The following is a 20,795-nucleotide window of genomic DNA, read 5'->3' on the forward strand; positions in this document are numbered from 1 at the left end:
TTTGCATCTGCCGGGTGGCTTCCCGTAGAGTCAGGTTTACCGACGCGGGGTGGAGCAGCTCGGTAGCTCGCTGGGCTCATAACCCAGAGGTCGCAGGTTCAAATCCTGTCCCCGCTACTGAAGGCCCGAGGCCCGGATCCCATGGATCCGGGCCTCGAGTCGTTTCCGAACGCGAAACGGGAACGCCCCGCCGGTGGCGGGAGGACGCGTAGGGGTCATGCGGAAGGGCCGGGGGTCCGGCCCCCGGCCCTTCCGTGTGTCGTGTGTCCGTGCGTCCGTCAGGCGCCCGCGCAGTTCGGGCACACCCCGCGGTACGTCACCTCGACCGCGGAGACCACGAAGCCGAAGCGCTCGCCGTCGGGCAGGTCGGCCAGCGGGTCGCCCGCCGGGTGGACGTCGCGGATGGCGCCGCACTGGGCGCATACCAGGTGGTGGTGGGGGCGGTGGGCGTTCGGGTCGTACCGCTTCGCCCGCCGGTCCGTCGAGACTTCCAGCACCTCGCCGAGCGAAACGAGTTCGCCCAAGGTGTTGTAGACCGTCGCTCGAGAAATCTCGGGCAGTTTGGTCACAGCGCGTGCGTGCACCTCGTCTGCCGTCAGGTGCACGTGGTCACCGTCGAGCACCTCGGCCACGACGCGGCGCTGGGCCGTCATGCGCCAGCCGCGTCCGCGGAGTCGTTCCAGCAGGTCACTCATACAGCCAGCCTAACAGCGGCGATCCGGTGCAGATCCCGAACTGGTACGGACTTGGATTGCTGATTGACTTAGACAATGTCCATTGTAGGATCGGGTACGGCAAACGCCCAGGACAGGACATGCAGGAATGACGCAGGAGGCGCACGTGACGCAGGGACCGCTCACCACGGAGGCCGGGGCTCCGGTCGCCGACAACCAGAACAGCGAGACGGCCGGCGTCGGTGGCCCCGTTCTGGTCCAGGACCAGCTCCTGCTGGAGAAGCTCGCGCACTTCAACCGCGAGCGCATCCCGGAGCGCGTGGTGCACGCCCGCGGTGCCGGCGCCTACGGCACCTTCACGGTGACGGCGGACGTCACCCGGTACACCCGCGCCGCGTTCCTCTCCGAGGTCGGCAAGAAGACCGAAACGTTCCTGCGCTTCTCCACCGTCGCGGACAGCCTCGGCGGCGCGGACGCGCGCCGTGACCCGCGCGGCTGGGCGCTGAAGTTCTACACCGAAGAGGGGAACTACGACCTCGTCGGCAACAACACCCCGGTCTTCTTCATCCGGGACGCCATCAAGTTCCCCGACTTCATCCACACCCAGAAGCGCGACCCGTACACCGGCTCGCAGGAGGCGGACAACGTCTGGGACTTCTGGGGCCTGTCGCCCGAGTCGACCCACCAGGTGACCTGGCTCTTCGGCGACCGCGGCATACCCGCCTCCTACCGCCACATGAACGGCTACGGCTCGCACACGTTCCAGTGGAACAACGAGGCCGGCGAGGTCTTCTGGGTCAAGTACCACTTCAAGACCGACCAGGGCATCAGGAACCTCACCCAGGCCGAGGCCAACCGGCTCGCCGGCGAGGACCCCGACTCCCACCAGCGCGACCTGCGCGAGTCCATCGAGCGCGGCGACTTCCCGAGCTGGACCGTGCAGGTCCAGATCATGCCTGCGGCCGAGGCGGAGAGCTACCGCTTCAACCCGTTCGACCTCACCAAGGTGTGGCCGCACGCCGACTACCCGCCGATCGAGATCGGCAAACTGGAGCTCAACCGCAACCCGGAGAACATCTTCGCCGAGGTCGAGCAGTCCATCTTCTCCCCGGCGCACTTCGTCCCCGGCATCGGTCCCTCCCCGGACAAGATGCTCCAGGGCCGTCTCTTCGCGTACGGCGACGCCCACCGCTACCGCGTCGGCATCAACGCCGACCAGCTGCCGGTGAACCGTCCGCACGCCACCGAGGCGCGCACCCACTCCCGTGACGGCCACCTGTACGACGGCCGCCACAAGGGCGCCAAGAACTACGAGCCGAACAGCTTCGGCGGCCCCTTCCAGACGGGCCGCCCGCTGTGGCAGTCCACCCCCGTCACCGGCGGCACGGGCAACCACGCCACCCCCGCGCACGCCGAGGACGACGACTTCGTCCAGGCGGGCGACCTCTACCGCCTCTTCTCCGAGGACGAGAAGTCCCGCCTGATCGAGAACCTGTCCGGCTTCATCGCCAAGGTGTCCCGTGACGACATCATCGAGCGGGCGATCGACAACTTCCGCCGGGCGGACGAGGGCTTCGGCAAGCGGCTCGAAGCCGCGGTCCAGGCCCTCCGCGGCTGACCCGGCCGCTCGCCGGAGCGGGACGGCGGGCCGGAACCCCTTCGCCGGGGTTCCGGCCCGCCGTCATCCGTGGTGCGGGCGGGTTACGCGGGCACGGCCCGGCGGGCCGGTACCCAGCAGCGGATGACGTCGCGGACGGAGACGATGCCGACCGGGCCGCCGTCCTCCAGCACGATCAGGTGCCGGAACCCGCCGTGGACCATGGCCTCGGCGGCCTCCCGCACGGTGGCGTCGGGGGTGCAGAAGACGACGTTGTTCGTGGTGTGGGCGCCCACCGACTCCCGGTCGGGGTCGTGTCCGGCGCCGATCGAGTTCAGGATGTCGCGCTCGGTCAGGATGCCGATGCCGCTGTGGTCGGGGTCGAGGACGACGGCCGCGCCGACGCGCCGCCCGGACATCAGGCAGGCCGCCTGGCGGAGGGAGTGGGCGGGTCCGAGGGTGAGGATCACGGTGCTCATGGCGTCACGGACGAGCATGAAGGGAGCCACCTCCTGGGGGTGAGCCCCCCGCCCGGGTGGGTGCGGCGGTGAAACGACCTCGCCTTAGAGAAGTGATTCACAAGCGCACAAGCGGGGGGATCCTCAGAGTCCCACGCACACGGAAAGTCATCAAGGGGGTACGCACGGCGCGCACGGGCGCCGCGCCCGGCGGGCTCTCAGACGGTGCGGCCGAGGTACCCCAGCATCTCCTCGTGCAGCAGGCCGTTCGAGGCCGCCGCGTTGCCGCCGTCCACGCCGTCCACCCCGTCCAGGCTGGTGAAGCGGCCGCCCGCCTCCTGGACCACGACCGCGATGGCCGCCATGTCCCACAGGTTCAGCTCCGGCTCGGCGCACAGGTCCAGCGAGCCCTCCGCGACCATCATGTACGGCCAGAAGTCGCCGTACGCCCGCGTGCGCCAGCACGCGCGGGTCAGGTCCAGGAAGCCCGGCAGCCGGCCCTGCTGCTCCCAGCCGCTCAGCGAGGAATAGGCGAACGAGGCGTCGCCCAGCGAGGCCACCCTCGACACGGCGATCGGCCCGGCCGGCTCGCCCAGCGCGCCGCCCGCGAAGGCGCCCCCGCCCTGCGAGGCCCACCAGCGGCGGCCGAGCGCCGGGGCCGAGACCACGCCGACGACGGGACGGAAGACCCCGTCACCGGCCTCCTCCATCAGCGAGATCAGCGTCGCCCAGACGGGGACGCCGCGCACGTAGTTCTTCGTGCCGTCGATCGGGTCCACGACCCAGCGGCGCGGGCCCCCGCCCATCAGCCCGTACTCCTCGCCGAGGATCGCGTCGTCGGGCCGCGCGGCCAGGATCCCCGCCCGGACGACCTCCTCGGCGGCCTTGTCGGCCTCGCTCACCGGGGTCATGTCCGGCTTGGTCTCGACCTGGAGGTCGAGGGCGCGGAATCGGCGCATCGTGGCGGCGTCCGCGGCGTCGGCGAGTTCGAGGGCGAGGCGCAGGTCATCGGCATACGTGGACATGGCCGAACAGTATCGACACTCGCCGGGCCCGGCGAACGAGGTCCACGGTGCGGCCGGGACGCGCCCTTGACGGGATCTGGCGGCCCGTCAACTCTGGTGGCTGGAGCCCGGTCGGCGGACCAGTGGGGAGGTGGCGATGGCGACGGCCCGAGAGTCCCTGCTGCAGGCGGCCGAGGCCGCGCTCGCCTCCCGGCCCTGGCCGGCCGTGCGGATGGTCGAGGTCGCGGCCGCCGCCGGCGTGTCGCGCCAGACCCTCTACAACGAGTTCGGCGGCAAGGCGGGCCTGGGCCGCGCCCTCGTGCGCCGGGCCGCCGACTGGTACCTGGACGGCGTGGACCGGGCGCTGGCCGCGCCGGACGACCGCGGCCCCGCCGAGCGGCTCGCCGCCGTCGCCGAGTGGACCGTCCGGGCGGCCCGCGCAAGGGTCCTCGTACGGGCCCTGCTGACCGGCTCCTGGGGGCCGGGGCTGCCGGCGCCGCCCCCCGCCGGGAGCCGGCAGGCGCTCGGGCCGGGGGAGCTGACCCGGGCGGCCCGCGACCGGGCCGCCGCCGCGCTGCCGCAGGAGCCGCCCCGCCGCTGCGAGCTCGCCGTACGCCTCGCGCTGTCCTACGTGGTCGCGCCCGGGACGCCGGACCAGGACCCGGCGGCGGTGGAACTGCTGCGGCTGCTCAGTGCGCCGAACCGGAGAGCTGGAGGCCGATGACCCCGATGATCACCAGCGTGATCGAGACGAGCTTGAGGGTGGAGACCAGGTCGCCGAGGAAGACCATGCCGTAGATGGCCGTCCCGGCCGCCCCGATGCCCGTCCACACCGCGTACGCCGGTCCCACGTCCAGCTTCTTCAGCGCGAGGGTGAGCAGCCCGAAGCTGCCGAGCGCGAAGCACGCGAAGGCGATCGTCGGCCACAGCCGGGTGAAACCGTGCGACAGCTTGAGGCACACCGCGAAACCCGTCTCCAGGATCCCGGCGACCACGACCAGCAGCCACGCCATGGCGTACGCCTCCCCGCATCAGGTGACCCGGCGTCACGTGATGCGATTATGCATTCACCGGACGGGGGCGGCGGCAAACCCCACCGGACGGCCGGCCTGCCGCCGGTCCGCCGTCAGTCGCCCTCACGGCGCTCGCGGGTCTGGAGGAGCCGCCGCAGCGAATACAGCCGCGCGGGGTCCGCGTGACCCTCCTCCACCCACCGGTCCAGCGCGCAGTCCGGCTCGTCGTGACTGCACGCGCGCGGGCACTCTTCGGTCCCCGGCACCAGGTCGGGGAAGGCCAGCACCACCCGGGACGGGTCCACGTGGTGCAGACCGAAGGAGCGCACGCCCGGGGTGTCGATGACCCAGCCGTCCCCGGAGGGCAGCGGCAGCGCGAGCGCCGAGGTGGTGGTGTGCCGGCCGCGGCCGGTCACGGCGTTGACATGACCGGTGGCCCGCTGGCGGCCCTCGGCGACCAGCGAGTTGACCAGGGTGGTCTTGCCGACGCCGGAGTGGCCGACGAAGGCGGTGATCCGGCCCTCCAGGAGCTCGCGCACCCGCTCGGCCGCGTCGCCCGTCGCCAGTTCCTCGCGGTTGGTGACCACGTACTTCAGGCCGAAGGTCGAGTAGACCTCCAGGATCTTGTCCGCCGAGGTCAGGTCGGACTTCGTCAGCACCAGCAGCGGCTCCAGCCCGGCGTCGTACGCGGCCACCAGACAGCGGTCGATCATCCGGGGCCGGGGCTCCGGGTCCGCCAGCGCCGTGACGATGGCCAGCTGGTCGGCGTTGGCGACGACCACCCGCTCGTACGGGTCGTCGTCGTCCGCGGTGCGCCGCAGGACGGACTTGCGCTCCTGGATCCGCACGATCCGCGCGAGGGTGTCCTTCTTGCCCGACAGGTCACCGACCAGCGAGACCCGGTCACCGACCACCGCCGCCTTGCGTCCCAGCTCACGGGCCTTCATGGCGGTGACCTTGCGGTCCTCGACCAGGCAGGTCAGCCGGCCGCGGTCCACGGTGAGGACGAAGCCGTCGGCGGCGTCCTCGTGCTTGGGCCGGATGCTGGTCCTGGCCCGGTTGCCCTTGGGGTTCGGGCGCTGGCGGATGTCGTCCTCGTCGGTGTGCTTGCCGTACCTGCGCATGACGGGGCCCCTACGCTCCCGCTCCCGTCGTGCCTTGCGGAGCTCGACCGAGCATGTCGGTCCACATCCGGGGGAAGTCCGGCAGGGTCTTCGCGGTCGTCGCCACGTTCTCGATCTCCACGCCCGGCACCGCGAGGCCGATCACCGCTCCCGCGGTGGCCATGCGGTGGTCGTCGTACGTGTGGAACACGCCGCCGTGCAGCGTGCGCGGGCGGATGCGCAGACCGTCCTCGGTCTCCGTGACGTCACCGCCGAGACCGTTGATCTCCGCGGTCAGCGCCGCCAGCCGGTCCGTCTCGTGCAGCCGCAGGTGCGCCACCCCGCGCAGGACCGACTCCGAGTCGGCCAGGGCCGCGACGGCCGCGATGCCCGGGGTCAGCTCGCCGACCTCGGTCAGGTCCACGTCGATGCCGTGGATCTTGCCGGTGCCGGTGAAGACCAGACCGGCCTCGGTCAGCTCGCAGGAGCCGCCCATCGCGGTGAAGATCTCGCGCAGCGCGTCACCGGGCTGCGTGGTGCGCGCCGGCCAGTCCGGGATGGTGACCGAACCGCCGGTGATCAGCGCCGCGGCCATGAAGGGCTGGGCGTTGGAGAGGTCGGGCTCGACGACCATGTCCCGGCCGAGCAGCGCGCCGGGCGTCACCCGCCACACGTCCTTCTCGCCGCCGGCCTCGGGGGTGTCGACCTGGGCGCCCGCCGCGCGCAGCATGTCCACGGTCATCCGGATGTGCGGCAGGGAGGGCAGCTTGCCGCCCACGTGCCGGACCTCGACGCCCTGGTTGAAGCGCGGCGCGGACAGCAGCAGCGCGGAGACGAACTGGGAGGAGTTGGAGGCGTCGATCTCCACCGTGCCGCCCTCCAGGGCCCCGCCGCCCTGGACGGTCATGGGCAGTGCGCCCCGGCCGTCGTCGTCGATCCGGGCGCCGAGGGTGCGCAGGGCCGTGATGACCTGGCCGAGCGGCCGCTCGTAGGAGCGCGGATCGCCGTCGAAGCGGATGTCGCCGTCGGCCAGGGTGGCCACGGGCGGCAGGAAGCGCATGACGGTGCCCGCGTTGCCGACGTCGACGGTGGCCGGGCCGTGCAGGGCGGCCGGGATGATCCGCCAGGCCTCGCCGCTGTCGCCGTCGGCGGAGCTGGAGGAGACGGTCTCCTCGATGCCGACGCCCAGCGCCCGCAGGGCGTCCGACATCAGCTGGGAGTCGCGCGAGCGCAGCGGGCGGCGCACCCAGCCCGGCTCGGCCGCGAGGGCGGCGAGCACGAGTGCGCGGTTGGTGACCGATTTGGACCCCGGCACGGTGACGGTGGCGTGGACGGCCCCGTCCGCGAACGGAGCGGGCCAGAGGTCGGGAAGCGCGGGGGTGTCGGTCATGGCCCTTACTTTAGTGGCTCCCCACGGCCCCGGACCTGGATCGCTGCCCCGTCTCAGAGGGCGAGCAGCCAGCGCCCGCCGCCGATGAGGCAGCACAGGGTGACCGTGTGGAACAGGAGCAGCCAGGCGACGGGATGCACGTGCGTGAGCCGGCCCAGCTGGTCGGCGTCGGACTCCGGCGCTCCGCCGCCGCGGCGCTGGGCCTGGAGCTCGAACACCGGCCGCACCGCGCCGAGCAGGGCGAACCACACCACCGCGTACGCGAACGCCGCCTGCACCGCTTCGGGGGCCTTCCACGACACCAGCAGGAAGGCCCCGCCGGTCAGGACGACCGTCAGCAGCCCGTACGCGTTGCGGACCATCACCAGCATCGCCAGCAGCAGCGCGGTCGCCGCCCACAGCAGCAGCGTGATCCGGTGCGCCGCCAGCAGGGCCGCGCCGCCCAGGCCCAGCAGCGCGGGCGCCGTGTAGCCGGCGGCGAGCATCAGGACCATGCCGATCCCGGTCGGCTTGCCCCAGCTGAGGGTGAGCCCGCTGGTGTCGGAGTGCAGCCGGATCCCGGTGAGCCGTCGCCCGGTCAGCAGGGCGAGCAGCCCGTGGCCGCCCTCGTGCGCGATGGTGATCGCGTTGCGGGAGAGCAGCCACACCGGCCGCGGCGCGACGACGGCGAGCGCGGCCAGTCCCGTCGCCACGACCAGCCACCACGGGGGCGAGGCCTGTATTCCGGTGAGCCGGTCCCAGAGGCCGGCCGTCGTGCTGCTGTCCATGGAGTGGCGGACTCCTTGCGGTCGGGTATCGGTGCCATGGCAGTGTGTCAGCCATGTGCGGAAGGTTTGCGGCGAGTCGGACGCCCCGGGAGCTGGCGGAAATATTCGGGATCGAGCGGTGGGAGCCGAGCGAGACCCTGGCCCCCGACTGGAACGTGGCGCCGACGAAGGAGGTCCACGTCGTCCTCGACCGTCCCCTGAAGGACGCCCGGGATCCGCGTCCGGTTCGCCAGCTGCGGGTGCTGAAGTGGGGCCTGGTGCCGTCCTGGGCGCAGAACCCGGAGGGCGCGGCCCGGATGATCAACGCCCGGTCCGAGACCCTGCACGAGAAGCCCTCCTTCCGCCGCGCCTTCGCGCAGCGCCGCTGCATCGTCCCCGCCGACGGGTACTACGAGTGGGTCACCGCGCACGACGAGCGGCGGCTGGAGGTCGAGGGGAAGCGGAAGCGGGCCCGCAAACAGCCCTACTTCGTGCTCCCCGCCGACGGCTCGGTCTTCGCGATGGCCGGGATCTACGAGTTCTGGCGCGACGCGGCCCTGCCCGCCGACCACCCGCGGGCCTGGTGGGCCACCTGCTCGGTGATCACCGCCGAGGCCGAGACCGCACCGCTGGGGGTGGCGCCCGCCGGGGGGCCGCGGTCCCTCTCGGAGATCCACCCCCGCATGCCGCTGATGCTGACCCCGGACCGCTGGGACGCCTGGCTGGACCCCGCCCGCACCGACGAGAACGGCCTGCGGGACCTGCTGGCGGCCCCGCCCGGCGGGCTGATGCGGGCGTACCCGGTGGCCACGGCCGTGAGCAACGTACGCAACAACGGGCCCGAACTCCTCGGGGAACTGGAGGCACCGGAGGAGGCCACCCTGTTCTAGGGGTGCCAGGGGTGCCAGGGGTGCCAGGGGTTCCCGGGGCCGTCAGCACCCTGCCCTGCCCGGCCCTGGGGCGACGACACGCCCCGGGTCCGGGCGGCGGGGAAGGCGGCCCGCGCCCGGCAGGATGGGCCCATGAGCACGCGTACCGAGAACGTCGGCACCCCCGCCGGCGAGGCCCGGATCACCTGGCACACCGCCCGCGCCGCCCGGCTGGTGCTGGCCCTGGGCCACGGCGCGGGCGGCGGCATCGAGGCCCGCGACCTCCAGGCCCTGGCCGCCGCCCTCCCCGCCCGGGGCGTCACCGTGGCCCTGGTCGAGCAGCCCTGGCGGGTCGCCGGCAAGAAGGTCGCCGCCGCGCCCAAGGTGCTGGACGAGGGCTGGCGGGCCCTGTGGCCCGCCCTGGAGCGGCCCGGCCCGCCCGTGGTGGCCGGCGGGCGCAGCGCCGGGGCCCGGGTGGCCTGCCGCACCGCCGCCGGGCTGGGCGCGGCCGGTGTGCTCGCGCTGGCCTTCCCGCTGCACCCGCCCGGCAGGCCGGAGAAGTCCCGCGCCGAGGAGCTGCTCGGCGCCGGACGGCCCGCGCTGGTGGTGCAGGGCGGCCGGGACCCCTTCGGACGGCCGGAGGAGTTCCCGCCGCCGGGCGCGGGGGACCCGTACGAGCTGGTGGAGGTGGCCTGCGGCGACCACGGTTTCGCCGTGCCGAAGAAGGGCGGCCCGACGCAGGAGGAGGCCCTGGAAGTGATCACCGGCGCGGTGGCCGAGTGGCTCGCCCGGCTCATCGGCTGAGCCCCGTTCCCGGCGCGGGGAGTCCGGCCCCGGTCCGGACCTGACAGATTCCGGGGTGACCCCGCTCACCCGGCCCCCCGGCGGACCCCGCCGGACGCCGGGGACCCGTGGCGCACCGGGGAATGCCCTGCGGGGGCCGCCTGTTGTGGGGAGTGTCGGAACGCAGGGGAAAGACGTCGGAGGAGAGGGAGCGCATGACCCAGGTCATCAGCCAGAACCGTCCGCAGGCCGCTGACCTGGACTGGACGGTGCTGCCCGCCCCCAAGCGCGGTTCGCTTCGGGCGGCGGAGGGCCGGGATGGTCGACTATTCTCCGATTCGAGCGGATCCGCTTTCGGAGCCGCCACGCTGTCGGAGGAGGTGGGTCCTGTCGCTGGGACCGACGAAGGCCAGGCACAGGAGACGACCGCGGAGCGCAACGCGCGCTTCGAGCGGGACGCCCTCGGCTACCTCGACCAGATGTACTCCGCCGCGCTGCGCATGACGCGCAACCCGGCCGACGCCGAGGACCTGGTCCAGGAGACCTACGCGAAGGCGTACGCGTCCTTCCACCAGTTCCGCGAGGGCACCAACCTCAAGGCGTGGCTCTACCGCATCCTGACCAACACGTTCATCAACTCCTACCGCAAGAAGCAGCGGGAGCCGCAGCGCAGTGCCGCCGAGGAGATCGAGGACTGGCAGCTCGCGCGGGCCGAGTCGCACATGTCGACCGGTTTGCGTTCCGCCGAATCGCAGGCGCTCGACCACCTGCCCGATTCGGACGTGAAGGAAGCACTCCAGGCCATTCCGGAGGAGTTCCGCATCGCGGTCTATCTTGCCGACGTAGAGGGCTTTGCGTACAAGGAGATCGCGGACATCATGGGTACACCCATCGGTACGGTCATGTCGCGGCTGCACCGTGGGCGCCGTCAACTCCGCGGAATGCTGGAGGACTATGCCCGTGAGCGCGGGCTGGTACCCGCCGGCGCGGGAGAGTCGAACGACCTGAAAGGCTCGGGCTCATGAGCTGCGGAGAGCCGCACGAGACGGAGTGCGCCGAGGTCCTGGACCATCTGTACGAGTTCCTGGACCACGAGATGCCCGACAGTGACTGCACGAAGTTCGAGACCCACTTCGGCGAATGCAATCCCTGTCTCGAGAAGTACGGCCTGGAGCAGGCCGTGAAGAAGCTGGTCAAGCGCTGCTGCGGATCGGACGACGTGCCGAGCGACCTCCGCTCCAAGGTCATGGGACGGATCGAACTGATCCGTTCGGGTCAGGCCGTGCCCGAAGGCGACATCACCGCCGGGCCCGCGACCGGCTGAACGGCCGGCTTCCCTCCGCCGGTCCGCCGCCCCCGGAACTCCACTTCGTTCACTCGAAGGTGCTAATCCGGGGGCGCCCGTACGGCGCGATACGACAATGGGCCCCGCTCGGTTCGGGGGCCGCCCTATTCTCCCCTCGCGGTACCGCTCGTGTCCGGTACCCGGTTTTCCCGGCCCCTGGGGGAGGAGAGCGCCATGCGGGTACTGCCCCCGGCGGCGCGCGCCTGCGTCCTGGCCGCCGTGCTCGCCGCCGCGGCCTGCGTCGCGCCCGCCCTCCTCGCGGGCGCCTCGACGCCCTGGCCCGCCGTCGCCCTGCTGGCCCTCCTCTCCGTCGGCTGCGAGGGGGCACGGGCCCTGCCCGTCCTGGGCCGCCGCGTCCCCGAGGGCACCGGCTCCTTCCTCCCGGTGGTGATGGCCGCCGTCTTCCTGCTCCCGCCGCCGGCCGCCGCGCTCGTCGCCCTGCCGGGCGGACTCGTCCAGAGCGTCGTCCAGCGGCCCGCCCGCGTGCGCCGGATCTGGCACGCCGCACAGCAGGCGACGGCCGCGTGGGCGGCCGGGCAGGCGTACGGGCTCCTCGGCGGCCCGCAGGCCCTCACCGGCCGGGACGGCGCGGGCGCCGGACCGCCCGGGACGAACGGCCGGGACGCCGGCCCCGCCGCCTGGGTGGTGGCCGACTTCCCGTACGTGCTGCTCCCCGCCGCCGTCGCGGCCGTCGTCTTCTGCCTGGTCCTCACCGCCCTCGACGGGGCCGTCCTCGCCGCCGCCGAACACCGGCCCGCCGCCACCGCCTGGCGCGGCACCGCCGCCTCCCTGGCCCCGTACTGCGTGCACGGGCTCGCCGGACTGATGATGGCCGTCATGTGGCGCAGCCCGTACGGGCTCCCGGCCGCGGTGCTCGTCCTGCTGCCGATGTACATCTCCTGCTGGGTCTTCACCCAGTACCACCGCGAGAGCGCCGCGCACCGGGCCACGATCCGCGCCCTCGTGCAGGCCGTCGACATCAAGGACCGCTACACGCGCGGGCACAGCGAACGGGTCGGCCAGGCCTCCGCCATGATCGCCCGCGAGCTGGGCATGGACGGCGACCGCCTCGAGGTGGTGCGGATCGCCGGGATCCTGCACGACGTCGGCAAGCTGGGCGTGCCGACCCGGCTGCTGCGCAAGGACGGGCCCCTGACCCCGGAGGAGCGCAGGATCATCGAGCTGCACCCCGAGTACGGACACGAGATGGTGCGGGGCATCGGGTTCCTCGGGGAGGCCCGGTCGGCGATCCTGCACCACCACGAGCGGGTCGACGGCCGCGGGTACCCGTACGGGCTGAGCGGGGAGCAGATCCCGGTCCTGGCCCGGGTGGTGGCGGTGGCCGACTCCTTCGACGCGATGACCTCCACCCGCTCCTACAGCCGGGCCCGGCCGGTGGAGACCGCCCTGGCGGAGCTGGAGCGCTGCGCGGGCGCGCAGTTCGACCCGGCGATGGTGCGGGCCCTGGTCGCCGCCATCGGCCGGCACGGCTGGCACCCCGTCGTCACCTCGGACGCGGACCTCCAGGTCATCCCGGCCGCACCGGGCCCGCCGCCGCGGGGGCGGACCGCGATGCCGCCCCAGGGCACCGGGACCGCCGATCCGGCCGGGCGGGCCGGGGGCGGCCGGTGAGGGCCCTCGCCGTCTGGGCGGTACGTGCCGCCGCCGGGCTGCTCGCGGCCGCCGGGCTGGGCCACACCCTGTGGACCGGCGTCGTGGAGCCCGGTACCGCCCTCGCCTTCGGCACGCTGGTCGCCCTCGGCGAACTCGCCCGCCGCGACCACGGCCCCGGCCCGGCGGGCCCCTCCGCCGGGGGCGCCGGGCCCGCCGCGCTCCGCCAGCCCGCACCGCTCGGCGCCGCCGGAGCCCTCGCGTACGCCCTGCTCGGGCAGAACGCCGGGCACCCCACCCACCACGGGGTCCTCCAGACCGTCGCCGTCGTCGTCGCGGCCGCCCTCGCCGGGATCGTCCCGCACGTCGCCCGGGGCCACGGCCCGGCCCTGGACCACGTGGCCCGCCGGGTCCTCACCGTCGCCTTCGCCGCCGCCTGCTTCCAGCCGCTCCACCACTCCGGGCGGCTCGGCGACCGCCTCGGGCAGGGCCCGTACCTCGTCCTGTTCCTGCTGCTCCTGCTGGGCCTCACCGCCCTGTGCGACGCCGTGCTCGCCGCCGTCCCGGCCGGGGCCCGCACCGGGTGGCCGTACGGGCCGCTGCTCCGCGACGAGCTGCGCGCCCTGCCCGGCACCGGCTCGGCGATCTGCGCCACCGGGGTCGTCATGGCCCTCGGGGTGGCCGTGGCGGGCCTGTGGGCCCTGCCGGTCTTCTGCGTGCCGCTGCTGCTGACCCAGCTGTCCCTCCACCGCATCACCGCCGTCCGCACCACCTACCGCCAGACCATCACCTCCCTCGCCCGGGCCACCGAGATCGCCGGCTACACCGCCCCCGGGCACGCCCGCCGGGTCGCCGCCCTGAGCCACGAGGTCGGGCGCGAGCTGGGCCTGTCGGAACGGGAGCTCACCGTGCTGGAGTACGCCGCGCTGATGCACGACATCGGCCAGCTCTCGCTGGTCGACCCGGTCCCCGCCGGAGCCACCGCGGAGCTGCCCGCCGCCGAAGCCCGCCGGATCGCCGAGCTGGGCGGTGAGGTGGCGCGCCAGACCGGGGTGCCGGCCGAGGTCGCGGTGATCGTGGAACGCCAGGCGGACCCCTACCGCGAGCAGCCCCTCGCCGCCCGGATCGTGCGCGCGGTCAACGCGTACGACGACCTCGCGGGCGGGAGCCGTCACCCGGGCGGCTCACTGGCCGCTCTCGAACAGCTGCGCCTGGGCACCGGGCGCGACTACCAGCCGGAGGTCGTGGAGTCCCTGGCGAGGGTTCTGGCCAGGGGAGGGCGGGGCGGGGTCGGGGCCGTTCCGCCGGGGTAACCCATGGGTAATGAGCGGCTGTCCGAGCGGGCATGGTTGGATGCAGTAGGAGTGTCCGTGAGGGTGTGCGCAAGGCTGCACCTGTCCCCCAGCCACCGCTGGGGGGTGCCCCCAAGCAGGCGGGAATCGTGAGGATCTTCGGGAAGGTACGGCATCGGCCCTCCGCTTCGTGGCGGCAGGCCACCGACCGCGCGTTCACGCTGATCGGCGACGGTCGGTACGAGGACGCGGGCGCGCTGCTGACCAGGGCTGCGGACCTGGAGCCCTGGCTGTCCGAGTCCTGGTTCAACCTGGCCCTGCTGCACAAGTTCCGGCACGACTGGGAGCAGGCCAGAGCGGCGGGGCTGCGCGCGGTGGCCCTGCTCGACCGGGAGACCGGCGCCCCGGACTGGTGGAACGTCGGGATCGCCGCGACCGCGCTCCAGGACTGGCCGCTGGCCCGCCGGGCCTGGCAGGCGTACGGCCTGAAGGTGCCCGGCGACCCGCACAGCACGGCGGGGACGGGCGAGCCGGTGGGCATGGAGCTCGGCAGCGCCGCCGTACGGCTGTCCCCCGAGGGCGAGGCCGAGGTCGTGTGGGGCCGCAGGCTCGATCCAGCCCGCATGGAGGTCCTGTCCATCCCGCTGCCCTCCTCCGGACGGCGCTGGGGCGAGGTCGTGCTGCACGACGGGGTGCCGCACGGCGAGCGGATCACCGCGGCCGGTCCCTCGTACCCCGTCTTCGACGAGATCGAGCTGTGGGCCCCCTCGCCGGTGCCGACCTGGGTGGTGCTGCTGGAGGCGGCCACCGAGGCCGACCGCGACGCCCTGGAGCAGCTGGCCTCGGACGCCGGCTTCGCCGCCGAGGACTGGTCCTCCTCGGTGCGGCTGCTGTGCCGGACCTGTTCGGAGAGCGAGATGCCGAGCGGCGAGGGCAACGGCGACCACCTGGACCCGCACGACCACAGCGAACCGGGCCACCCCGGTCCGCTCGGCCACCGCACGGCCGGATCCGGCTCCCTGTGGGTGCCCGAGCGCGAATGCGGCATCGCGGCGCCGGCGGGCCTGGTGCGCGGGCTGCTCGACGGCTGGGTCGCCGACAGCCCGGACAGCCGGGAGTGGCGGGATCTCGAGGAAGTCTGCTGACCCAGGGCCGTAGGCTGTACGGGCACACCACGGACTTGAGGGAAGGCGTACGGCGGACATGGCGCAGCAGGAGAACCAGGTGACCCCGATCGACGACGAGGGGTACGTCGTGGACACCGAGGACTGTGAGGCGCGCGAGCTCGCCCACCGCGAGCGCGGTACGTCCCGCCCGATCACGGTGGTCGGCAACCCGGTGCTGCACCGCGAGTGCAAGGACGTCACGGAGTTCGGCGACGAGCTGGCGCAGCTCATCGACGACATGTTCGCCAGCCAGAAGACCGCCGAGGGCGTGGGCCTGGCCGCCAACCAGATCGGCGTCGACGCCAAGGTCTTCGTCTACGACTGCCCGGACGACGACGGCGTGCGCCACACCGGCGTGGTGGTCAACCCGAAGCTCGTCGAGCTGCCGGCCGGCTCCCGCGTCCTGGACGACTCGAACGAGGGCTGCCTGTCGGTCCCGACCGCGTACGCCTCCCTGGCCCGCCCGGACTACGCCGAGGTCACCGGCCAGGACGCCCGGGGCAACCCGATCAAGGTCCGCGGCACCGGCTACTTCGCGCGCTGCCTCCAGCACGAGACCGACCACCTGTACGGGTACCTGTACATCGACCGCCTCTCCAAGCGCGACCGCAAGGACGCGCTGCGCCAGATGGCGGAGAACACCCCGCGCTACGAGATCGTCCCGAACGACTGATCCGGCCGCGCGCCGCACACGGACGAAGGCCCCGCTCCGGAACCGGAGGCGGGGCCCTCGCGCGTGTGGGGGGTGCGGGGCGCGGCCGGCGTCTCCGGATGACACCACCGTCTGCGGACCGCGGCCAGACCCGCCCCTCCGGAATGTCAAGTCATGGGCGGGAACCGGCCGTTGGTCCGGCCGTTGGACCGCCGGTCAGGCCGCGGCGCGAGGTCCCCGGAAGGCGCGGCGGAAGGTGTTCGGGGTGGTGCCCAGGGTCCGCAGGAAGTGGTGGCGCAGGGCTGCCGCGGTCCCGAAGCCGCTGCGGCCCGCGATGGCGTCCACCGTGTCGTCCGTGGCCTCCAGCAACTCCTGCGCCAGCAGCACCCGCTGGCGCAGCACCCACTGGTAGGGGGTCGTCCCCGTCTCCTGGAGGAAGCGCCGGGCGAAGGTCCGGGGTGACATGCGGGCCCGCTCCGCGAGCCGCTCGACGGTGATCTCCTCGTCCAGGTGGCGGGCCATCCACCCGATCACCTCGCCGACGGTGTCACAGGCGGTGCGGGGGAGGGGCCGCCGGATGAACTGGGCCTGCCCGCCGTCGCGGTGGGGCGGTACGACCATCCGGCGGGCGATGGTGTTGGCCACCTCGGCCCCGTGCTCCTGGCGGACCACGTGCAGGCAGGCGTCGATGCCGGAGGCGGTGCCGGCGGCGGTGACCACCGCCCCCTCGTCCACGTAGAGCACGTCCGGGTCGACCCGGGCCGCCGGGTAGCGGCGGGTCAGCGCCGGGGCGTGCATCCAGTGGGTGGTGCAGCGCCGCCCGTCCAGCAGCCCGGCCGCACCGAGCACGAAGGCGCCGGAGCACACGCTGAGCACCCGCGCCCCCCGGCCCACGGCCCGGCGCAGGGCGTCGAGGAAGGGCTCGGGGTAGTCCCGCACCGGCGCCCGCCGGTCGGCGGGCAGGCAGATCAGGTCGGCCTCCTCCAGCCGCTCCAGCCCGTGCGCCGGCGCGATGGCGAAACCGACGTCCGCCATGGACAGCGGCCCGTCCTCGGCCGCGCACACCGCGAAGTCGTACACGGGCAGTCCCTGCTCGCTCCGGTCGATCCCGAAGACCTCGCAGAAGATCCCGAACTCGAAGGGCGCCACTCCGTCGACGAGGGCCACCGCCACGTTCTTCAGCATGGAGCCAGTGTGGCAGTAATTCGCTCTTCCATGACAGTCCTGCCACTGTCCGGTTCCGGCGGTACCGACGATCTTTGAGGCATGAACACGCTCCTCGACTACCTGGTCGTCCTCGCCGTGGCCGCGCTCCTCCTCGCCCCCGTCCTGCCCGGTGCCCTGCACGAGCGCCGCACCGACCGCCGGCTCGCCGCGGCGGCCCGCCCGGGGCCGCCGCGGGCCGGGACCTAGAAGTCCTCGTCCAGGTCGACGGTGCCCTCCACCGCGACCTGGTAGGCCGACGGCCGGCGCTCGAAGAAGTTCGTCAGCTCCTGGACGCCCTGGAGCTCCATGAAGGAGAACGGGTTCTGCGAGCCGTACACCGGCGGGAAGCCGAGGCGGACCAGGCGCTGGTCGGCGACGCACTCCAGGTACGCGCGCATCGACTCGGTGTTCATGCCCGGCAGGCCGTCACCGCACAGGTCGCGGCCGAACTGCAGCTCCGCCTCGACGGCCTCCTTCAGCATGTCGGTGACCTGCTGCTGGAGGGCGTCGTCGAAGAGCTCCGGCTCCTCCTTGCGGACCGTGTCCACGACCTCGAACGCGAAGTTCATGTGCATGGTCTCATCACGGAAGACCCAGTTGGTGCCCGTCGCCAGACCGTGCAGCAGGCCGCGCGAGCGGAACCAGTAGACGTACGCGAAGGCGCCGTAGAAGAACAGGCCCTCGATGCACGCGGCGAAGCAGATCAGGTTCAGCAGGAAACGGCGCCGGTCGGCGGCGGTCTCCAGCCGGTCGATCTTCTCGACCGAGTCCATCCACTTGAAGCAGAACTGCGCCTTCTCGCGGATGGAGGGGATGTTCTCCACCGCGTCGAAGGCCGCCGCGCGGTCGTCGGGGTCGGGCAGGTAGGTGTCGAGCAGCGTCAGGTAGAACTGGACGTGCACGGCCTCCTCGAACAGCTGGCGCGACAGGTACAGGCGCGCCTCCGGGGAGTTGATGTGCTTGTACAGCGTCAGCACCAGGTTGTTCGCGACGATCGAGTCGCCCGTCGCGAAGAACGCCACCAGACGGCCGATCATGTGCTGCTCGGAGGGCGTCAGCTTCGCCAGGTCCGCGACGTCGGAGTGGAGGTCGACCTCCTCCACCGTCCAGGTGTTCTTGATCGCGTCCCGGTAGCGCTCGTAGAAGTCCGGGTAGCGCATCGGACGCAGGGTCAGCTCGAAGCCCGGGTCGAGAAGGTTCTTCTGGTCGTTGGAGCTCATTACTGGCAGGCCTCGCAGGACTCGGGGTTCTCAAGGGAGCAGGCCAGCGCCTCGGCGTCGAGGGCCTGCGGGAGGGGGGTGGCGGCGGCCGGGACGGCGGCGGCGCCGGACGCGGCGCGGGCGATCTTCGTCGCCGGGCGGGAGCGCAGGTAGTACGTGGTCTTCAGACCCTGCTTCCAGGCGTACGCGTACATCGAGCTGAGCTTGCCGATGGTGGGCGTCTCCAGGAACAGGTTGAGCGACTGGCTCTGGTCCAGGTACGGGGTACGGGCCGCCGCCATGTCGATCAGGCCGCGCTGCGGGATCTCCCACGCCGTGCGGTACAGCTCCCGGATCTCCGCCGGGATCCAGCCGAAGCCCTGGACGGAGCCGGAGGAGTCGCGCAGCGCCTCGCGGGTCTGCGCGTCCCACACCCCGAGCTCCTTGAGGTCCTCCACCAGGTAGGCGTTGACCTGCAGGAACTCACCGCTGAGCGTCTCGCGCTTGAAGAGGTTGGAGACCTGCGGCTCGATGCACTCGTACACGCCCGCGATGGAGGCGATCGTCGCGGTCGGGGCGATCGCGAGGAGCAGCGAGTTGCGCATGCCGGTCTTCGCGATCCGGGCGCGCAGGGCGTCCCAGCGCTCGGGCCAGGTGGGCTCGACGCCGTAGTGGTCGGGGTGCAGGACACCCTGGGCGGTACGGGTCTCGGCCCAGGCGGGGAGGGGGCCGCTGCGCTCGGCGAGGTCGCAGGAGGCCTCGTACGCGGCCAGCATGATCCGCTCGGAGATCCGCGTGGACAGGGCCTTCGCCTCGGCGGAGTCGAAGGGCAGGCGCAGCTTGAAGAAGACGTCCTGGAGGCCCATCGCGCCCAGGCCCACCGGACGCCACCTGGCGTTGGAGCGGCCGGCCTGCTCGGTCGGGTAGAAGTTGATGTCGACGACGCGGTCGAGGAAGGTCACGGCCGTGCGGACGGTCTCGTCCAGGCGCTCCCAGTCCATCTCGCCGTCGGCGACGAACGCCCCGAGGTTGACCGAGCCGAGGTTGCAGACGGCGGTCTCGCCGTCGTTGGTGACCTCGATGATCTCGGTGCAGAGGTTGGAGGAGTGGACGACGGTGCCGGGCAGCGCGGTCTGGTTCGCGGTCCGGTTCGAGGCGTCCTTGAAGGTCATCCAGCCCTGGCCGGTCTGCGCGAGGGTGCGCATCATGCGGCCGTACAGGTCGCGGGCCGGCATGGTCTTCTTCGCGAGGCCCGCCGCCTCCGCCTTGAGGTAGGCGGCGTCGAACTCCTCGCCGTACAGGTCCACCAGCTCGGGGACGTCGGCCGGCGAAAACAGCGACCAGTCGGCGTCGGCGTTCACGCGGCGCATGAACTCGTCCGGGATCCAGTGCGCGAGGTTGAGGTTGTGCGTGCGGCGCTGGTCCTCGCCGGTGTTGTCGCGCAGCTCCAGGAACTCCTCGATGTCGGCGTGCCAGGTCTCCAGGTAGACGGCCGCGGCGCCCTTGCGGCGCCCGCCCTGGTTCACGGCGGCGACGGAGGCGTCGAGGGTCTTCAGGAACGGCACGATGCCGTTGGAGTGGCCGTTGGTGCCGCGGATCAGCGAACCGCGGGCGCGGATGCGGGAGTACGAGAGGCCGATGCCGCCGGCGTGCTTGGAGAGGCGGGCCACCTGGTGGTAGCGGTCGTAGATCGAGTCCAGCTCGTCCAGCGGGGAGTCCAGCAGGTAGCAGGAGGACATCTGCGGGTGGCGGGTGCCGGAGTTGAAGAGCGTGGGGGAGGACGGCAGGTAGTCGAGGCGGCTCATCAGCCGGTAGAGGGAGGCCACTTCCTCGACGGCCTGGACGCTCTCGTCCTCGGCGAGGCCGCAGGCCACGCGCAGCATGAAGTACTGCGGGGTCTCGATCACCTGGCGGGTGTGCGGGTGCCGCAGCAGGTAGCGGCTGTGCAGGGTGCGCAGGCCGAAGAAGCCGAACCGGTCGTCCGCGCCGTCGGCGAGCGCGTGCTCGGCCAGGGCGTTCAGCCGGCCGGCGTGCGCGGCGACGAACGCGGCGGTCCGGTCGGCGATCAGGCCCTCGCGGTGGCCGACGGCGACGGACTCGGCGAAGGAGGTGGCGCCCTGGCCGGCGGCCTCGTCGGCCACGGCCAGCGTCAGCAGGCGGGCGGCGAGGCGGGAGTAGGCCGGGTCCTCGGAGATCAGGCCCGCCGCGGCCTCGGTGGCCAGCCCGCGCAGCTCGGCCTCGTCGGCCGCGGAGCTGCGTCCGCGCAGCGCGGCGGCGGCGACCCGGCCGGGGTCGGTGTCGGGGAGGTCGGCGGTCAGCTCGGTGAGAGTACGCAGCAGCGCGGCCCCCGGGCCTTCGGTGGTGTCGCCAGAAACGGACTCGGCGCGCGGTGCGGAAGGCGCGATGGTCACGGCGGGAGCTCTCCCTCGCTCGGCCCGGTCATCGGCGGATCGGGGCAGGGGGAGGCGCGTGCGGGCGCGACGGAATCGCGTACTCACCGCACGGCGTCCACCGGCCCAACCGCGAAGCCCGGACGTGTCGGCACCCGGTTCGGTCGACCCGGGCGCACTGTCGGCAGGTCCTCGGACTTGTCATACCGTTGCGGGACAGTTCCGGATTCACACCGGATTCCCCTGCGGCGACAGCGAGGATGAGCATACATGTGGGGGGCCACCGATGCGCGACCC

General features: G+C 72.9%; 21 protein-coding genes, 1 tRNA gene and 1 riboswitch. Of the genes, 12 read left to right on the forward strand and 10 right to left on the reverse strand.

Going from position 1 to position 20,795, the window contains the following annotated elements; all coding sequences use genetic code 11:
* Window positions 1–43 precede the first annotated feature (43 nt).
* Window positions 44–117, forward strand: a tRNA-Met gene (locus ACZ514_RS07620).
* Between the two features lie 161 nt (window positions 118–278).
* On the opposite strand, the gene ACZ514_RS07625 is transcribed toward ACZ514_RS07620, so the two are convergent.
* On the reverse strand, window positions 279–695 hold the full coding sequence (locus ACZ514_RS07625) for a Fur family transcriptional regulator (RefSeq protein WP_388933871.1): 417 nt from the start codon (window positions 693–695) through the stop codon (window positions 279–281).
* Window positions 696–822: 127 nt separating this feature from the next.
* On the opposite strand from ACZ514_RS07625, the gene ACZ514_RS07630 reads away from it, so the two are divergent.
* Complete coding sequence (locus tag ACZ514_RS07630; RefSeq protein ID WP_469124331.1) at window positions 823–2,292, forward strand: catalase; 1,470 nt, start codon at window positions 823–825, stop codon at window positions 2,290–2,292.
* Between the two features lie 83 nt (window positions 2,293–2,375).
* On the opposite strand, the gene ACZ514_RS07635 is transcribed toward ACZ514_RS07630, so the two are convergent.
* Together ACZ514_RS07635 and hisN are read right to left on the reverse strand one after the other, a co-directional pair.
* Window positions 2,376–2,768 carry a CBS domain-containing protein gene (locus ACZ514_RS07635; protein WP_468173507.1) on the reverse strand — a complete coding sequence of 131 codons (393 nt, stop codon included), beginning with the start codon at window positions 2,766–2,768 and terminating at the stop codon, window positions 2,376–2,378.
* Between the two features lie 179 nt (window positions 2,769–2,947).
* Window positions 2,948–3,754 carry a histidinol-phosphatase gene (gene hisN, locus ACZ514_RS07640; RefSeq protein WP_469124332.1) on the reverse strand — a complete coding sequence of 269 codons (807 nt, stop codon included), beginning with the start codon at window positions 3,752–3,754 and terminating at the stop codon, window positions 2,948–2,950.
* Between the two features lie 136 nt (window positions 3,755–3,890).
* Here hisN and ACZ514_RS07645 point away from each other — a divergent pair, with 136 nt between their 5' ends.
* Window positions 3,891–4,457, forward strand: a complete 567-nt coding sequence (locus ACZ514_RS07645; protein ID WP_468696218.1) for a TetR/AcrR family transcriptional regulator — start codon at window positions 3,891–3,893, stop codon at window positions 4,455–4,457.
* On the opposite strand, the gene ACZ514_RS07650 is transcribed toward ACZ514_RS07645, so the two are convergent.
* The 4 genes from ACZ514_RS07650 to ACZ514_RS07665 all read right to left on the reverse strand — a co-directional run bounded on the left by ACZ514_RS07650 (window position 4,423) and on the right by ACZ514_RS07665 (window position 8,006).
* On the reverse strand, window positions 4,423–4,746 hold the full coding sequence (locus ACZ514_RS07650; protein ID WP_388933858.1) for a DMT family transporter: 324 nt from the start codon (window positions 4,744–4,746) through the stop codon (window positions 4,423–4,425). The two genes, ACZ514_RS07645 and ACZ514_RS07650, sit on opposite strands and share 35 nt — an antisense overlap.
* A gap of 113 nt (window positions 4,747–4,859) precedes the next feature.
* Window positions 4,860–5,870 carry a ribosome small subunit-dependent GTPase A gene (rsgA, locus tag ACZ514_RS07655; protein WP_468173502.1) on the reverse strand — a complete coding sequence of 337 codons (1,011 nt, stop codon included), beginning with the start codon at window positions 5,868–5,870 and terminating at the stop codon, window positions 4,860–4,862.
* Window positions 5,871–5,880: 10 nt separating this feature from the next.
* Window positions 5,881–7,239, reverse strand: coding sequence for a 3-phosphoshikimate 1-carboxyvinyltransferase (gene aroA / locus ACZ514_RS07660; RefSeq protein ID WP_468173500.1), 1,359 nt, complete (start codon window positions 7,237–7,239; stop codon window positions 5,881–5,883).
* A 53-nt stretch (window positions 7,240–7,292) separates the two neighbouring features.
* Window positions 7,293–8,006, reverse strand: coding sequence for a M50 family metallopeptidase (locus ACZ514_RS07665; RefSeq protein ID WP_468173498.1), 714 nt, complete (start codon window positions 8,004–8,006; stop codon window positions 7,293–7,295).
* Window positions 8,007–8,059: 53 nt separating this feature from the next.
* On the opposite strand from ACZ514_RS07665, the gene ACZ514_RS07670 reads away from it, so the two are divergent.
* From ACZ514_RS07670 to def, 8 genes are all read left to right on the forward strand, one after another.
* Complete coding sequence (locus ACZ514_RS07670) at window positions 8,060–8,875, forward strand: SOS response-associated peptidase (RefSeq protein WP_468173496.1); 816 nt, start codon at window positions 8,060–8,062, stop codon at window positions 8,873–8,875.
* A 132-nt stretch (window positions 8,876–9,007) separates the two neighbouring features.
* Window positions 9,008–9,658 (forward strand): alpha/beta hydrolase family protein, encoded by a 651-nt coding sequence (locus ACZ514_RS07675; protein ID WP_468173494.1) that lies wholly within the window; start codon window positions 9,008–9,010, stop codon window positions 9,656–9,658.
* Window positions 9,659–10,017: 359 nt separating this feature from the next.
* Entirely contained in the window at window positions 10,018–10,662 is a 645-nt protein-coding gene (locus tag ACZ514_RS07680) for a sigma-70 family RNA polymerase sigma factor (protein WP_007266438.1), read from the forward strand.
* Window positions 10,659–10,961, forward strand: coding sequence for a mycothiol system anti-sigma-R factor (rsrA, locus tag ACZ514_RS07685; RefSeq protein ID WP_007266439.1), 303 nt, complete (start codon window positions 10,659–10,661; stop codon window positions 10,959–10,961). Before ACZ514_RS07680 ends, rsrA begins: the two co-directional genes overlap by 4 nt.
* A 195-nt stretch (window positions 10,962–11,156) precedes the next feature.
* Window positions 11,157–12,614 carry an HD-GYP domain-containing protein gene (locus ACZ514_RS07690; protein ID WP_469124333.1) on the forward strand — a complete coding sequence of 486 codons (1,458 nt, stop codon included), beginning with the start codon at window positions 11,157–11,159 and terminating at the stop codon, window positions 12,612–12,614.
* A complete protein-coding gene (locus ACZ514_RS07695) occupies window positions 12,611–13,906 on the forward strand; it encodes an HD-GYP domain-containing protein (RefSeq protein ID WP_469124334.1) in 1,296 nt (431 codons plus the stop codon). Before ACZ514_RS07690 ends, ACZ514_RS07695 begins: the two co-directional genes overlap by 4 nt.
* Window positions 13,907–14,034: 128 nt before the next feature.
* Window positions 14,035–15,030, forward strand: coding sequence for a tetratricopeptide repeat protein (locus tag ACZ514_RS07700; protein WP_468173488.1), 996 nt, complete (start codon window positions 14,035–14,037; stop codon window positions 15,028–15,030).
* A gap of 58 nt (window positions 15,031–15,088) precedes the next feature.
* Window positions 15,089–15,724, forward strand: a complete 636-nt coding sequence (def, locus tag ACZ514_RS07705; protein ID WP_468173486.1) for a peptide deformylase — start codon at window positions 15,089–15,091, stop codon at window positions 15,722–15,724.
* A 195-nt stretch (window positions 15,725–15,919) separates the two neighbouring features.
* Here the strand turns inward: def and ACZ514_RS07710 are convergent, their stop codons facing one another.
* Window positions 15,920–16,888, reverse strand: a complete 969-nt coding sequence (locus tag ACZ514_RS07710) for a helix-turn-helix domain-containing protein (protein ID WP_469124335.1) — start codon at window positions 16,886–16,888, stop codon at window positions 15,920–15,922.
* 81 nt (window positions 16,889–16,969) lie between these two features.
* Here ACZ514_RS07710 and ACZ514_RS07715 point away from each other — a divergent pair, with 81 nt between their 5' ends.
* On the forward strand, window positions 16,970–17,116 hold the full coding sequence (locus tag ACZ514_RS07715) for a hypothetical protein (RefSeq protein ID WP_468173482.1): 147 nt from the start codon (window positions 16,970–16,972) through the stop codon (window positions 17,114–17,116).
* Here the strand turns inward: ACZ514_RS07715 and ACZ514_RS07720 are convergent.
* Entirely contained in the window at window positions 17,113–18,129 is a 1,017-nt protein-coding gene (locus ACZ514_RS07720) for a ribonucleotide-diphosphate reductase subunit beta (RefSeq protein ID WP_468173480.1), read from the reverse strand. The two genes, ACZ514_RS07715 and ACZ514_RS07720, sit on opposite strands and share 4 nt — an antisense overlap.
* A complete protein-coding gene (locus tag ACZ514_RS07725) occupies window positions 18,129–20,519 on the reverse strand; it encodes a ribonucleoside-diphosphate reductase subunit alpha (protein ID WP_468173478.1) in 2,391 nt (796 codons plus the stop codon). The genes ACZ514_RS07720 and ACZ514_RS07725 overlap by 1 nt, the downstream gene beginning before the upstream one ends.
* Before the next feature lie 157 nt (window positions 20,520–20,676).
* A riboswitch (adenosylcobalamin-variant (AdoCbl-variant) riboswitch) is annotated at window positions 20,677–20,753 on the reverse strand.
* Window positions 20,754–20,795: the final 42 nt, after the last annotated feature.

The organism is Streptomyces sp. NPDC034086, from assembly GCF_055575515.1.

Bases quoted from the DNA above. Each gene is read 5' to 3' on its own strand.
- ACZ514_RS07630 (WP_469124331.1), top strand. From the start codon at position 823: ATGACGCAGGAGGCGCACGTGACGCAGGGACCGCTCACCACGGAGGCC.
- ACZ514_RS07675 (WP_468173494.1), top strand. From the start codon at position 9,008: ATGAGCACGCGTACCGAGAACGTCGGCACCCCCGCCGGCGAGGCCCGG.
- rsrA (WP_007266439.1), top strand. From the start codon at position 10,659: ATGAGCTGCGGAGAGCCGCACGAGACGGAGTGCGCCGAGGTCCTGGAC.
- ACZ514_RS07670 (WP_468173496.1), top strand. From the start codon at position 8,060: ATGTGCGGAAGGTTTGCGGCGAGTCGGACGCCCCGGGAGCTGGCGGAA.
- ACZ514_RS07625 (WP_388933871.1), bottom strand. From the start codon at position 695: ATGAGTGACCTGCTGGAACGACTCCGCGGACGCGGCTGGCGCATGACG.
- rsgA (WP_468173502.1), bottom strand. From the start codon at position 5,870: ATGCGCAGGTACGGCAAGCACACCGACGAGGACGACATCCGCCAGCGC.
- ACZ514_RS07645 (WP_468696218.1), top strand. From the start codon at position 3,891: ATGGCGACGGCCCGAGAGTCCCTGCTGCAGGCGGCCGAGGCCGCGCTC.
- ACZ514_RS07650 (WP_388933858.1), bottom strand. From the start codon at position 4,746: ATGGCGTGGCTGCTGGTCGTGGTCGCCGGGATCCTGGAGACGGGTTTC.
- ACZ514_RS07720 (WP_468173480.1), bottom strand. From the start codon at position 18,129: ATGAGCTCCAACGACCAGAAGAACCTTCTCGACCCGGGCTTCGAGCTG.
- ACZ514_RS07665 (WP_468173498.1), bottom strand. From the start codon at position 8,006: ATGGACAGCAGCACGACGGCCGGCCTCTGGGACCGGCTCACCGGAATA.
- hisN (WP_469124332.1), bottom strand. From the start codon at position 3,754: ATGTCCACGTATGCCGATGACCTGCGCCTCGCCCTCGAACTCGCCGAC.
- ACZ514_RS07635 (WP_468173507.1), bottom strand. From the start codon at position 2,768: ATGCTCGTCCGTGACGCCATGAGCACCGTGATCCTCACCCTCGGACCC.
- ACZ514_RS07710 (WP_469124335.1), bottom strand. From the start codon at position 16,888: ATGCTGAAGAACGTGGCGGTGGCCCTCGTCGACGGAGTGGCGCCCTTC.
- ACZ514_RS07690 (WP_469124333.1), top strand. From the start codon at position 11,157: ATGCGGGTACTGCCCCCGGCGGCGCGCGCCTGCGTCCTGGCCGCCGTG.
- ACZ514_RS07715 (WP_468173482.1), top strand. From the start codon at position 16,970: ATGAACACGCTCCTCGACTACCTGGTCGTCCTCGCCGTGGCCGCGCTC.
- def (WP_468173486.1), top strand. From the start codon at position 15,089: ATGGCGCAGCAGGAGAACCAGGTGACCCCGATCGACGACGAGGGGTAC.
- aroA (WP_468173500.1), bottom strand. From the start codon at position 7,239: ATGACCGACACCCCCGCGCTTCCCGACCTCTGGCCCGCTCCGTTCGCG.